This window comes from Vibrio sp. Isolate22 (assembly GCF_022398115.1).
Taxonomy (GTDB): Bacteria; Pseudomonadota; Gammaproteobacteria; order Enterobacterales; family Vibrionaceae; genus Vibrio.
On sequence record NZ_JAKEUW010000054.1, the window covers coordinates 1 to 13,585 of the forward strand.

General features: G+C 43.5%; 11 protein-coding genes and 1 pseudogene. 6 read left to right on the forward strand and 6 right to left on the reverse strand.

All coding sequences use genetic code 11. The features are described from left to right. Positions 1-213: pseudogene (locus L1D55_RS21765) on the forward strand (IS30 family transposase); the annotation flags it as partial. 405 nt (positions 214-618) lie between these two features. On the opposite strand, the gene L1D55_RS21770 reads toward L1D55_RS21765, so the two are convergent. Then, complete coding sequence (locus tag L1D55_RS21770) at positions 619-1,866, reverse strand: hypothetical protein (RefSeq protein ID WP_239918817.1); 1,248 nt, start codon at positions 1,864-1,866, stop codon at positions 619-621. 209 nt (positions 1,867-2,075) lie between these two features. After that, positions 2,076-2,864, reverse strand: a complete 789-nt coding sequence (locus L1D55_RS21775; RefSeq protein WP_008215789.1) for a helix-turn-helix transcriptional regulator — start codon at positions 2,862-2,864, stop codon at positions 2,076-2,078. A 99-nt stretch (positions 2,865-2,963) separates the two neighbouring features. On the opposite strand from L1D55_RS21775, the gene L1D55_RS21780 reads away from it, so the two are divergent. The 4 genes from L1D55_RS21780 (at position 2,964) to L1D55_RS21795 (ending at position 7,063) form a co-directional block, all read left to right on the forward strand. Beyond that, positions 2,964-3,857 carry a DMT family transporter gene (locus L1D55_RS21780; RefSeq protein ID WP_239918818.1) on the forward strand — a complete coding sequence of 298 codons (894 nt, stop codon included), beginning with the start codon at positions 2,964-2,966 and terminating at the stop codon, positions 3,855-3,857. Positions 3,858-4,049: 192 nt separating this feature from the next. Next, positions 4,050-5,672 carry a peptide ABC transporter substrate-binding protein gene (locus tag L1D55_RS21785; protein ID WP_239918819.1) on the forward strand — a complete coding sequence of 541 codons (1,623 nt, stop codon included), beginning with the start codon at positions 4,050-4,052 and terminating at the stop codon, positions 5,670-5,672. 362 nt (positions 5,673-6,034) lie between these two features. Further along, positions 6,035-6,538 (forward strand): acyl-CoA thioesterase, encoded by a 504-nt coding sequence (locus L1D55_RS21790; protein WP_004737700.1) that lies wholly within the window; start codon positions 6,035-6,037, stop codon positions 6,536-6,538. Between the two features lie 279 nt (positions 6,539-6,817). Then, a complete protein-coding gene (locus tag L1D55_RS21795) occupies positions 6,818-7,063 on the forward strand; it encodes a hypothetical protein (protein WP_032498029.1) in 246 nt (81 codons plus the stop codon). A 586-nt stretch (positions 7,064-7,649) separates the two neighbouring features. On the opposite strand, the gene malG is transcribed toward L1D55_RS21795, so the two are convergent. The 3 genes from malG to malE all read right to left on the reverse strand — a co-directional run bounded on the left by malG (position 7,650) and on the right by malE (position 11,389). Then, a complete protein-coding gene (malG, locus tag L1D55_RS21800) occupies positions 7,650-8,540 on the reverse strand; it encodes a maltose ABC transporter permease MalG (RefSeq protein ID WP_063525338.1) in 891 nt (296 codons plus the stop codon). Positions 8,541-8,551: 11 nt separating this feature from the next. Further along, positions 8,552-10,123, reverse strand: a complete 1,572-nt coding sequence (malF, locus tag L1D55_RS21805; protein WP_102426479.1) for a maltose ABC transporter permease MalF — start codon at positions 10,121-10,123, stop codon at positions 8,552-8,554. A gap of 81 nt (positions 10,124-10,204) precedes the next feature. Further along, positions 10,205-11,389 (reverse strand): maltose/maltodextrin ABC transporter substrate-binding protein MalE, encoded by a 1,185-nt coding sequence (malE, locus tag L1D55_RS21810; protein WP_008215802.1) that lies wholly within the window; start codon positions 11,387-11,389, stop codon positions 10,205-10,207. A 663-nt stretch (positions 11,390-12,052) separates the two neighbouring features. Here malE and malK point away from each other — a divergent pair. Further along, a complete protein-coding gene (gene malK / locus L1D55_RS21815; protein WP_004737705.1) occupies positions 12,053-13,165 on the forward strand; it encodes a maltose/maltodextrin ABC transporter ATP-binding protein MalK in 1,113 nt (370 codons plus the stop codon). A gap of 195 nt (positions 13,166-13,360) precedes the next feature. Here the strand turns inward: malK and L1D55_RS21820 are convergent, their stop codons facing one another. Next, entirely contained in the window at positions 13,361-13,561 is a 201-nt protein-coding gene (locus tag L1D55_RS21820; RefSeq protein ID WP_004737706.1) for a hypothetical protein, read from the reverse strand. Positions 13,562-13,585 lie beyond the last annotated feature (24 nt).

Sequence of the window (13,585 nt, forward strand, 5' to 3'; positions counted from 1 at the left end):
TACTTTGCACATCCATACAGTTCATGGGAGCGTGGAGCAAACGAGAATGCTAACGGTCTGCTTCGTCAATATGTACCGAAAGGTTCTGATTTACGTGAAGTTAGTGAGGACGTGATATCTCTCGCCATGGCAAGAATAAATTACAGGCCAAAGAAGTGTTTAGGCTTTAAACAGCCAGCCGTGATATTCAAAGAAATGTGCATGGCTGCTTAAATGGGGAAGTGTCGCACTTCGGACTTGAATTCGGGAATCAACGAGGTTAATTACCTTGCCTATCTGTATCAAAACCGCCCAGACAGTGAATAACGTTCCGGTTGATAATTAAGATATGGATAAAGCATTAAGCCCCTACTGCATGGGTTTACTTATTAACGAATACTTCGTTTTCACAAGAATATTGTCGTGCACATGCCTTTGATGTAACAGCACATTTATTAAACAAATCTAAGTTTATGATCAAATATTCATCGGTGGCGGCCGCATAAATAGCAGAGAGTAAAGAAAGGAATATATAGCGCACTTAATGTGCCAAGCACTATTACAGCAGCTAGCGCAAACAACACATTTGCGCTAGCTGACAAGCCTAGTTATGGCTCACTGTATAAGGTTAATTGAAAGCTATTGCGTCAAATCAGCCTTAATCTGATCAACTTGATTCGCCAGAGAAGTATCTTGGAAATATTCACTGTGTGTTTTTCCTAAGTACAGCTTCTTGTTTGTAACTCGTTGATCCAACTTATCTTTAATAACAGTACCTTGTACTAACTTGTTGTTTAGCTCGTTGGCAATAGTAGAGCTGTCTGATACTTTGTTTCCTTTCGTATCATAATAACGAACTTTGCCAATATTCTTATCAAATGGATCACAGTAGGCTATGCCTAAATCACCACTTTCAATAATGTTGTTGTATTGGGCTTTGGTGATTGGTGCCTCTTTATTTGATGCGAATTGGCTACCTCGAACACACCAATTAATTCGGGTACCTACATCTGGGAAATACGCCGAAATTAAGTTAACGGCATAATATAAATCAGGGTCTGACAGATTTCGTTTTGCATAGATATCAATCACCTTACCGCCAACCACTTGGTACTCAACGTCCCCATTGTCATAAGACTCTAAAAAGTAGCTGTTTCTAAACATCTCGCTGAAGCTGACATTATCAACAGAGCGCCCGCTATCAGATTTGAAGCTCTTCAGTTGCTGCTTATGCTTGACGTTGCCTGTGATAATGTTGGTCACTAAACCAATCACCGTGTTTTTCGCAGTATCACTTTGCCAGGCTGTATAGTTGCTTATGTTTTGTTGAGGTGTCTTTGTTACAGCATCAGCTTTAACACTGTACTTATAACGAAGCTCAGTAATGTCGTCGCCAACCTTAGTTTCCTTAGCATCTGGTTTGTAACGGCGAGCTTCGCAATCTTGAAAATTTGCGTCATAGTAGAAATAACTGATCCAATCTTTTGCCTCAATCATCTCTTTACTGTGAGCAGAGTAATCGACGATTCCGTTTGCACCATAAACACCATAGAAACCTTTGAGATCTTTTTGTTCCTTAGCAGTTAGTCCCTTGTTGAACTCATCATTCCAACCAAGACTGTAAATGTTAAACAAGTTCAGAGTCTTTTCGCACTGTTTGATATCGGTGCTACCAATAGTGTTAGCCGAATACATGGCAGGGCTGCTAGCGAATTTCTTTGCTGCATCCTCTTTTGGATCAGCCACGCTACCTTTTGCTGGAGTGACCGACATTTGAGGCACCACTGTTTGTTTCTTTTGAGCCGGTGGCGCTGAACCGCCGCCGCCACCTCCGCATGCAGTAAGTGTGGCAACTAACGCTGATATGATTGAGATTTGGAACTTCAAGGTTTTCCTCGATAAGTTAAGCAAGTGGTAAATAAATCATCACCGAATTACCGAGAGAAAACTAAACGCTTATATAACCAAATTAAAACCTTAAAAGAATCAGGTCTAGAACCAAGCTAAAATCAATTAAATTTAGACAACTAAAACAATACATTAGATATAAAAATGATAACCTCCATACTGTTAATCGAAGGAATTAACTAGCCCTATTACAACAAACGGTTCTTATACTGCTCGGGAGTTTGACCTGAATACTTCTTGAACATACTGATGAAAGGACTGGCTTGGTTGTAGCCTAACGTAAGCGCAACTTCTTTAACCGATTGCCCATTTCTGAGCAGATCCATTGAGTATAAATAACGAACACGCAGTCGCCATTCAGTAAAACTCATGCCTAATTCACTTTGGCAATGACGCGACAAAGTGCGCTCGGTAGCATGGACTTTCTCCGCCCAATCTTTCAACGAAACTTCATCTGTAGGGTTCTCTTCTATCGCCGCTAAAATAGGCGCAAGGTATTTGTTGTCGGTTGAAGGTAAGAAATGATGTTCAACTTGACGCTCTGCGAGTTGATCCAATAAGACCTGGACCAGTCTCTTATCTGGTTCGGTTTGTGCAACGTTAATGTCACGCTGACGAAAGTCATCAATGATCGAAGAGACTATCGGCGTGATCTTAATAAGGCTGGTCTTTTCTGGAAGGTGCTGAGTTAACTCTGGGGCGATATTCAGTGAGCAGTAATCAAGTGGTTTACGGTTATAACTGCAGTGCCTAACCCCTGCTGGCACCCAAATTGCGAGATGTGGCGGCGCCAAGAAACGAGTTCCCTCAGCCTCCATTTCAAGAATCCCACCACTGATCAACTGAACCTGTCCCCAAGGGTGACTGTGGACACGCGTTTCAGTATTCGATAAGAACGCTTCAAAATTCATAAATACGTTGGATGGTGCCTTATCAATTGATAAGGATGGGTGAAGGTTTCTTGGGTGTTTTTTCAAACTTGTCTTCCTATCGCGCCTGATGTCTTTTTAAAGATATCTGTAAGTATAACGACCTGTCAAACTAGCCGCATCAACTCATTTTGCGATGGAATTCACATGCATTATCTTTTACCTTTTTTCACAGTCTGTATCTGGGGTGCCAATGCGATAGTCAACAAGCTCGCTGCAAGCACCATCGAACCAAGCGCGATGAGTTTTTACCGTTGGTTTATTGCGATGTTAATTCTGACTCCTTTTTGCATTCGCTCGGTTATCAAACAATGGCCAATCATTAAACCTAACTTATCAAAGCTGGCTTTCCTTGGCTTTCTAGGCATGGTGTTGAACCAATCTTTAGGTTACTACGCAGGCTTAACCACTTCCGCTTCGAACATGGCTTTGATTACATCATTAGTGCCATTGATCAGCGTATTCCTTAGCGTGCCACTACTTAACAAGTCAATTTCAAGTTTGAGTATTGTGGGCGGTGTGTTGTCTCTGTCAGGCTTAGCATTAATGCTTGGTAAAGGCGATCCCCTATTCTTCATCCATCAAGAGTTAACGCAAGGCGATGGCTACATGTTAATCGCAGCTTGTGTGTATGCTTCATACTGCGTGTTGCTAAAACGCTGGAAAATGCCGATCAGCAATTGGGTAGTCATCTACATGCAAGGGATATTCGCGGTCGCGATGTTGGCTCCACTTTGGCTAACGAGCGATCAGCTAGTGCCTTCACAACAAGCCATTCCTTTGATCGCTTACGCAGCTGTAGCGGCTTCTATTTTAGCACCTTGGATGTGGGTCAAAGCGATTGACACGATTGGCGCTGATTCAAGTGCGATGTTCATGAACTTAATGCCTGTAGTCGCGATTGTATTGGCATCGACATGGTTAGGCGAAGAGATTAACCAGTTCCATATCATTGGCGGTATCATGGTCGTTTCTGGTGTTATCCTTGCTCAAGTAAAAAGAAAACCAAGACTGGAAGCGCCACTGCCGCAACAAAGTTAGGTAAAGTTCCCATACTTAAAGCTTCCTACACACGAACAAGTTCCACTTAAGAATGCCTGCGTTACTCCGCAGGCATTTTCGTTTTGTTCACACCGCTTTCAAATTCCGTTAATGCACACTTGCTGTATTGCAACCTGTGTCCGAGTCATGTTTAATGCATTGAGTACTGTTTAAGTTGTAAAAGGAATTACAATGATTCAACCAAAGCTACCTCTGCTTATCTCATCGCTTATCGCTCTCTCTTCGACTTCAGCTATTGCTGCTTCTGTGCCCTCTGGCATTTCACTCGCCAAAGAACAACATTTTGTTCGCGGTAACGGCGCAGAGCCAAATACGCTAGACCCTAGCTTCGTCAACTCAGGCATGCCGGGAGATATTATCGTCAACGATATGTTTGAAGGCTTTGTTATCGAGAACAGCGATGGACAAATAATTCCAGGACAAGCTGAAAGCTGGAAATTCAGCAACGGTGGCAAAACGGTCACATTCGTTTTAAAAGATGGTCTGAAGTGGTCAAATGGTGATCCTGTGACCGCAGCAGACTTTGTGTTTGGTTGGCAACGTGCTGTGTCTCCTAAAACGGGCAATAACACCGGTTTTGTTTTCTCGACGGCAAATATCGTCAACGCCAGTGAGATCCTAGCTGGAGACAAAGATCCCTCAGAGCTAGGCATTAAAGCACTCGACGATCGCACGGTAGAAATATCCTTATCGAAACCTACTCCCTACTTCATGAGTTTAATGAGTATTAAAACCTTCTTCCCTCTTCCAACTAAATTAGTAGAAGAGAAAGGAGATCAATGGACTCGTGCAGAAAACATTGCGACCAATGGTGCTTACACTCTCAGTAAATGGGTTCCCAATGAATACGTCGAAGTGACGAGAAACCCAAACTATTGGGATAACGATTCAACGGTTATTAATAAGGTAACCTACCTAGGGTTATCATCTCAAAACGCTGAGCTTATTCGTTATCAGTCTGGTGAGATTGATATGACCAATCGCGTGCAGCTTGAGTACTACCAAAAACTTGTCAAAGAGAGCCCTGAGCAAATTAAAGCGCAAGCTTTGCTAGGTTCTTACGTCTACTCGTTCAATACGCGTCAGGCGCCATTTGATGATGTCAGAGTACGTCAAGCACTAAGCATGGCCGTCGACCGTCAAATACTAGTAGATAAGGTAACAGGGCAAGGTGAACCCGAAGCCTACAGCGTGACACCGAATAATATTCCTAACTACACGGCGCCGAAATCAGTATTTGAAGCATTAAATAGTGTCGAACGCCAAGCCAAAGCGAAACAGCTACTTGAAGACGCTGGATACAACGAAGCAAACCCTCTGAAATTCACACTCACCTATAACACCAGCGAGAACCACAAAAAAATTGCCATCGCAATTGCCTCGATGTGGAAGCCTCTCGGGGTGAGCGTTGAATTACAAAACATGGAATGGAAAGCATACGTCGCAGCAAAAGGAACCGGAGACTATCAACTTGCTCGTTCATGGGCATTTGGCGATTACCCAGAACCTTCTGCTCTTCTAGAAGCATTCACTTGCGATCACACAGCAAACGAAAGTGGTTTCTGTAATCCAGACTACGATGAGCTTTTACAGCAAGCAAGCAAAACGGAAGATCAGGCTAATCGCTTTGCTTTATACCAGCATGCTGAGTCGATATTAAACGAATCTGCAGCAGTTATGCCTCTATATCACTACAATCACACTCGATTAGTGCGAAATACCCTCAAAGGCTTCCCAAACAACAATCCGAAAGGAAATATCTACGCGAAGGATCTATACTTCATACAACAGTAAAAGTGAGCTCAACAATAAAGACTTTTAACTACTACTTTGGTGGTAATGAAGATAGAATCACTTTAACGAACCAGATAAAACAACGGTTAGTTGGCTAACATTATAAAGGTACCGCGATGAGTACCTAGCGGCTTAAAAAACACCTAGCACTGCGCTAGGTGTTTTTTTTCAGTATCGAACTCCATGAGCCTATTCCGAAGCCTCATAAGCCCAACAAACAACAACCTTCACCTGCTTGTCATCCGTTTGAAAAAATACTCGTAACCTTGAGATTATCCGCTTTAAATTATTTCGTCTTAAGTATATTGTTATTAGCAAGTAACACGCATGTTATGCAATAAAATAATAATGAAGGAAGACACATGAGCAGTAACAATAGCCGACAAGATGGTAAACGAGACGTTACTCTGCGTTTTTTAGCTGAACCCGGGGATGTGAATTTTGGTGGTAAGGTTCATGGTGGTGCAGCAATGAAATGGATCGATTTAGCGGCCTATGCTTGCTCTGCAGGATGGAGTGGCAAATATTGCATTACAGCCTACGCTGGTGGTATTCGATTTGTTGCCCCAATCCATGTAGGTAACTTGGTAGAAGTAAGTGCAAAAGTCATCTATACCGGCTCCTCTTCTATGCATATTGCTATCGATGTGCAAGCCAGCGATCCTAAAGAATTGAACAACCGACTAACCACTCACTGTATCGTTATTATGGTTGCAGTTGATGAAAATGGTAACCCGACTAAAGTTCCAGAATGGATTCCAGAAACACCAGAAGACATCGAACTAAGAGATTCAGCTATTCGCCTCATGAACATGCGAAAGCAGATCGGTGAAGAGATGGAAGCGCACGTGAAGTACCTGAAATAAGGTCAATCATTAGCCCTATAGTATCATTTAACAGCTATTTTTCAGCCCAAATAGTTTCAATGCCAGGCACTCGCTTGGCATTCGTTTATCTAACCCTACCTTCCTATCTAATAAGCTCCAAAAGCACTCTGTTACGCCCATAGAACGTGATTCTCAGCCAACACTTAGAATGAATTGCCCTAAGCTCAATGATTTATTTTGACTGTAATAAAGTCGTCATTTTGCTCTGGTTAAATACCGCCAATCATAATGGATGTATTAAATTTCCCGGAGCCACACTTGAGCGTCACACGCCCCACTCTTAGCGAAGCTACACTGAACAATTTGAAGGCTGTTGAGTACCAATGGGTTAGAACTTTGTACGTCGAGGGCTACGACAGTAACGAGATCAACCACTACATCCAAACCTGTTTCGGCGGTGACTCGACGTTTGCGGATCTGTTTCGTCGCGTGGCCTTAGATCAAGAAAGTATCTATGTATTGCTACAACACCTTGGATGCGCTCCTTCGAGTAAAGAGTTCTGACTCAATACTCAACCAAACACTTCACAAAACTAATATCCAAAACACCTTATATAAGCACATGAAATAACGAGCAAAAGCTCTAATAGGGACAATTGTGTCTATGTCCTTTTTTTATGCAATATCTATAGTTGTTGCATACAAATCATTGAAGTATCACGCAATGGAATATTAGCAATATATCAATAGACTAATCGCCCCTTATACTGAATGTCTGATTTGTGAGACTAGTTCATTTCCTCAAGTAACCGAGATGATGCAGTCAATGTTTAGGAGAGAAGTGACTCGAAACTTTGAATACTTAAGCCGTTGTAAACATAACAACCGCGCTGGGTAGACAGTTAACGAGTAAAGCTGACACAAAGGTAAGATTAAAAACAGCAGGCATAAAAAAACCCAAGTAAATACCTGGGTTAGAGTTACAAAAACCACTAATCATTAATAGCGTAAGGAACCTGATTAGTAGCCAGCTATGCGTAACCTGAGGGTTATTTTTATTACTGATCGGCGGCCAAACCAAATGATGTAATAAAAATGCCAATATAGAGCGACCTAATGGTCGCTCTTTTTCTTTCTTATAGGATACAGCTTATCCTTTTACACCACCTGCCGTCAAACCGCCAACTAACCAACGTTGAGCAAGTAAGAACACGATAGTGATAGGAAGCGCTGAAAGTACAGCTGCTGCCGCAAAGTCACCCCATAAGTAGTTCTGAGGGTATAGGTATTGCTGCATACCTACTGCTAGCGTGTAAGAGTTCACATCAGTAAGTAGGATAGACGCTACTGGAACCTCACCAACTGTCGCAATGAAAGATAGGATAAACACAACTGCTAGAATTGGCACAGACAGCGGTAGTAGAACCAGTCTGAATGCTTGCCATGGCGTTGCACCGTCTAGTGCTGCCGCTTCTTCTAGAGAGTTATCAATCGTCTCAAAGTAGCCTTTAATCGTCCATACGTGCAGTGCAATACCGCCTAAGTAAGAGAAGATCAAACCACCGTGCGTATTCAAGCCTAAGAACGGTACGTATTGCCCAAGTTTATCGAACAGCGCGTAAATCGCTACAAGAGCCAATACCGCTGGGAACATTTGGAAAATCATCATCGCTTTCAGGATTGTGTTTTTACCTTTAAAGCGCATACGAGCAAACGCGTAAGCTGATGTCGTAGACAGTGCCACAATCAGAATCGATGTAATACCCGCCACTTTCACTGAGTTCCACAACCAAGTCAGTACTGGGAATGGTGGTGTTGTTACCGAACCATCCGCGTTTGTTACTGAGATACCTAGTGCAAGTTTCCAGTGCTCCAGCGATGGATTATCTGGAATCAAGCTACCCGTTGCGAAGTTACCTTCACGGAACGAGATCGCGATGATCATCAGTAGTGGGAAAATAATCATTGCTAGGAAGCACCACAACAGTGCATGTGTTGCCCACACTCGGTATTTAAGGCCTTTACCTTGTACCATAGCCATTGTCGTGCTCCTTAATCTTGAGACAGTTTAGTGAAACGAAGGTTTAGTAACGCTAGTGCACCAACCAATAGGAAGATAAGCGTCGCGATAGCACTTGCTAGACCGAAGTCTTGACCGCCGCCGCCTTCGAATGCGATTCGGTAGGTGTAGCTTACAAGCAAGTCTGTGTAACCCGCAGGCTCAGAAGTGCCAATCATGTTCGGGCCACCGTTCGTTAATAGTTGAATCATTACGAAGTTGTTGAAGTTAAAGGCGAACGCTGCAATCAATAGCGGTGTTAGCGGCTTAATCATCAATGGGAAAGTGATTCGCTTGAAGTTATCAAGGAAGTTCGCACCATCGATTGCTGACGCTTCGTATAGGTCATCAGGAATCGCTTTAAGCAGACCCATACATAGAATCATCATGTAAGGGAAACCTAGCCATGTGTTTACAATCAACACCATGGTTTTCGCAAGAATCGGGTCAGAGAACCAGTTCGGGCTTAGGCCGAAGATATTCTCAAGTACCATGTTGATCTCACCAAAGCTCTGGTTGAATAGACCTTTAAAGATAAGAATCGAGATGAACGCTGGTACCGCGTAAGGCAGAATAAGCAGAACTCGGTAAATCGAACGACCTTTCAGCTCTTCCCACTGTACGATGTTTGCAAGTACAAGACCGATAATCAGAGTGAACGCCACAGTACATACAGAGAAAATAACCGTCCAGATGAAGATGCTGATGAAAGGTTCTTTAATGCCGTCATCTTTCCATACACGTTCAAAGTTGTGCGTACCAATGCCAACGACGAAGCCAGGAGAGATAGTGTTACCAGTAAACTCACCGTTTGCATCAACAGGTTGGTAGAAACCGACTTCCATATTTGGCTTTAATACATCACCAGTTTCATTGTTAACCAGTGTTTCGCCATCTTCTTGTAGCGTGTAAAGCGGAGCAACAGAAGCAAACTTACGTAAACCGCTCATGCGGATGTCATCGCCGTTTGGCAGGTGGAAGTCTACGCCACTGATCGCTGCTCGGTTTTGGATGATCGCTTTGATCTTCTCTTTTTCACCTTGAGCCGACTCGATAACCGATAGGTCCATATCTGTCGCTGTCATACCTTCTAACGAAAATACGTCAGTCGCTAACAGTTGGTCGCCATCTTTAACCACGATTTGGTGGCCGTTATCTGTTTTGTACAAAGTGAATGGGTAGCTTTCGCCGCTTTGGAAAGAGCGGTCTAAAAGAACGGTTTGAGTACGTTCTAGAGAAAGTTGGTTTTTTGCGCTGTAGTTAGTAAACGCTAGCCCAACGGTGTATGCCAATGGAAAAAGAATGAACAAGATCATTCCGGCAATACCCGGGTAAATATAACGGTGGGCGTAAGTTTTCTTACTACCAAAAATGTAAAGAGCTAAAGCCGTTAAGATCACTGTAAGCAGCGCAAAAGCGAGCTCACCGCGAGAATACATTAGAATTGTAGCGTAGCCGTTAATTAAGCCAACGCTACCAAGCAACCCCCATTTGATGAAGACGCTTTTACTGCCTGGAAGGCTTGATGGTGCTGGGATAGCATCTGTACCTTGAACTGACTGCATAGAGGAACCTGCTAGCGATATAGATAAAAAATAGAAAAGTAAGGAGAGGTTGCCCTCTCCTTAAAAGGTAGTGCTTAGTTATTACTTAGTCATGCGAGCTTCAGCACCTTTCAGCGCTTGGTCTACTGTTTGACGACCATCAACTACGTTGCCGATCGCTTCTTCCATGCTGTACCAGAACGTTGTGAACTGAGGGATGTTAGGCATGATTTCGCCGTTCATCGCGTTGTCCATCGTTGCTGCGATACGAGTGTCGCTGTCTAGTTGACGTTGGAAAGAGTTTAGAGCAACAGCGCCAAGTGGTTTGTCGTCGTTCAGGCTCTTCATACCTTCATCAGTCAGTAGGTAGTTTTCCATGAACTCAACCGCTAGGTCACGGTTTGGAGAAGCTGTGCTGATACCACCAGCCCATACGCCGACGAAAGGTTTAGATGCTTTACCATTGAACTTAGGTAGCGTTGCTACGCCGTAGTCTACGCCAGCTTTCTCGATGTTTGCCCAGCCCCAAGGACCGTTGATTGTCATCGCAACGTTACCTGCAACGAACTCAGACTCAGCTACTGAGTAGTCCATATCTGCTGAGATAACTTTGTCTTGTACCATCTTCTCGATGAAACCTAGAGACTTCTGAACACCTTCAGTCGCTACGCCTGCATCTTTAATGTCGTAACCTTCAGCAACTTGTTTGAATGCGTAACCGCCGTCAGCTGCTAGTAGAGGCCATGTGAAGTATGCGCCACCACGTAGAGGCCACATGATCGCTTTCTTGCCTTCTTTTTGAAGTTCAGCGTTAAGTGCTGGGATTTCTTCCCAAGACTTAGGTGGGTTAGGAACAAGTGCTTTGTTGTAGATTAGAGAAACTGACTCAACAGCTACTGGGTAAGCGATTGTTTTACCTTCGTAAGAAACTGCGTCCCATGCGAAGTCTACGATACCTTCTTTTGTTTCTTTAGAAGGTTTGATATCAACAAGAAGACCCGCTTCTGCAAAACCACCAAAACGGTCGTGTGCGTAGAAAATCATGTCTGGGCCGTCACCAGCCGCTGCAACTTGAGAGAACTTCTCTTCTAGTTTGTCAGGGAAAGCTACTGTTACTTTAACGCCAGTGTCTTCTTCAAAGCGTTTACCTACTTCAGCCATGCCTTCGTAAGCTTTGTCACCACCTACCCAGATTGTTAGTTGTCCTTCTTCGATAGCAGCGTTTGCACCAAAAGAACCCAGAGCAACTAATGTACCTAGAGCTACAGCGCTTAGAGCGTTTTTCATGTGAATATCCTTTTTATATTTATACGTAGGGCACATCAACCAAGACGAGCCAGTTTTCGACGGTTATGATCTGAGAAAACAACGTACAGCTCATCATCCTAGCCACTACGCCCTAGCTATTATGGCTTAAATTCGTGATCACCATCCGGTCAGATTAGAGACTAAAATCACAAAACACACACTCATCGTGATCGGCATCACCGTTACGCGGTGGATTTATTTGAACTGGATCGCTAATTATTATTGGGCCCATTTATCTACTCCTCCCCTCCTACTCCCCCTAGTTAATTTTCCATTAGGAGGATGTACGCTTACGCTAATTCACCGAAACTGCATTCATCCAAGAGTGGATAGTAAGAACCCTTTACCAGCGAGTATTATGTGTATCGCATGATTCATTAAGTTGGCTTAACTGCCCGCTGTTGTCTTTATTAAGCATCAAGCTAAATCTGTGATGGAATCACGGGGGAGGTTTAGCTTGTTGTGGGGGAAATAGGCATCAGTTTGGCAATGACGGGTGGGCTTGGGTAAAGAATCCAAGTCCCACCCACTTTTTTCTTACTCACTCAGTACTTACCAATTCCTACAGTTACTGCTGACCCAAAAATTTCTTATAATGATAAGCAGTAAAACTTAAAATTTGATCGATCGAGGACAAGCTAGATGGCGAGTGTCACTTTAAAAAACGTTTATAAATCATATGGCGATGTACAGATTTCTAAGGACGTAAACTTAGAGATCAACGAAGGTGAATTCGTCGTATTCGTTGGACCATCAGGCTGTGGTAAATCGACGCTGTTACGTTGTATCGCAGGTCTAGAAGACATCACATCAGGTGATTTGTACATTGGCGACGAGCGTATGAACGACGTTGAGCCATCAAAGCGTGGCGTAGGTATGGTATTCCAATCATATGCGCTATACCCTCACCTAAACCTTTACGACAACATGTCTTTTGGCCTTAAGCTAGCGAAAGCAGATAAAGCTGAAATCGATAAGCGTGTTGAACATGCTGCTGAAATCCTGCAGCTTGGTCACCTACTAGAGCGTCAACCTAAAGCGCTTTCTGGTGGTCAACGTCAGCGTGTTGCGATTGGTCGTACACTGGTATCTCAACCAAACGTATTCCTACTGGATGAGCCACTATCTAACCTAGATGCTGCACTTCGTGTTCAAATGCGTTCACAAATCACGAAACTACAGCGCCAGCTTGGCTGCACCATGATCTACGTTACCCACGACCAAGTGGAAGCGATGACAATGGCTGACAAAATCGTTGTTCTTGATGGTGGTTACGTATCTCAAGTTGGTAAGCCACTGGATCTTTACCACTACCCTCAAAACCGTTTTGTTGCTGGCTTCATTGGCTCACCTAAGATGAACTTTATGTCAGTTCATATAGAACAAGCTGAAGCAGAGCGCGTACTGGTTCAACTTTCAAACGGCACGACTTTCTGGATTCCAGTTGATGGCACAACCGTTAACGTTGGTGACCGTATGTCACTGGGTGTTCGTCCTGAGCACTTGATGTCTGCTGACCAAGGCGACGCAACGATCGAAGGTGAAGTGATGATCGTTGAGAAACTAGGTAACGAAACTCAGGTTTACCTAAACCTTGAAAGTGCTGATGCAGACGTTATCTACCGTCAACCAGATACTCTAACAGTAGAGCCTGGCGACAAACTTGCTATCGGTATCCCAGCGCACCGTTGTCACCTGTTCCACAGCGATGGCAAAGCATGTCGTCGTCTGTACAAAGAGTACGGCACTGAATAAGCGCTAAGCCTTTAAGATATAACTTGCCCAATTCAAATCCCTCTTACGCTGTAAGGGGGATTTTTTCTTTAGATTCGACCTATACCAGTAAACAATAAAAAAGGCCTAGCGCGTGCTAGACCTTTATCTATTCTATTTGAGCATCAGCCCAACCAATCACTTAACAACGTCACCTAAAATAGGTTTGTGTTAAGCTTAGTGGATTGGCGTATCATTCTTTTTGTTGAACTGACCAAAGTGCGCTTCTAATACTTCAGGTGTCAGTTTACCTTCCGCTTCTAGTCGCTTAAATTCAGCAACGATCGCTTTTTGCTCTTCAAGTGATGGCAGTTTTACCTCAGGCTCATCGCCCATCTCTTGAGTCATCTGCTCTAGTTCTTTTTCAAAATCGCTCATGATACATACTTACCTAAATATTAA

Bases quoted from the DNA above. Each gene is read 5' to 3' on its own strand.
- L1D55_RS21780 (WP_239918818.1), top strand. From the start codon at position 2,964: ATGCATTATCTTTTACCTTTTTTCACAGTCTGTATCTGGGGTGCCAAT.
- L1D55_RS21785 (WP_239918819.1), top strand. From the start codon at position 4,050: ATGATTCAACCAAAGCTACCTCTGCTTATCTCATCGCTTATCGCTCTC.
- L1D55_RS21790 (WP_004737700.1), top strand. From the start codon at position 6,035: ATGAGCAGTAACAATAGCCGACAAGATGGTAAACGAGACGTTACTCTG.
- malG (WP_063525338.1), bottom strand. From the start codon at position 8,540: ATGGCTATGGTACAAGGTAAAGGCCTTAAATACCGAGTGTGGGCAACA.
- malF (WP_102426479.1), bottom strand. From the start codon at position 10,123: ATGCAGTCAGTTCAAGGTACAGATGCTATCCCAGCACCATCAAGCCTT.
- malE (WP_008215802.1), bottom strand. From the start codon at position 11,389: ATGAAAAACGCTCTAAGCGCTGTAGCTCTAGGTACATTAGTTGCTCTG.
- malK (WP_004737705.1), top strand. From the start codon at position 12,053: ATGGCGAGTGTCACTTTAAAAAACGTTTATAAATCATATGGCGATGTA.
- L1D55_RS21820 (WP_004737706.1), bottom strand. From the start codon at position 13,561: ATGAGCGATTTTGAAAAAGAACTAGAGCAGATGACTCAAGAGATGGGC.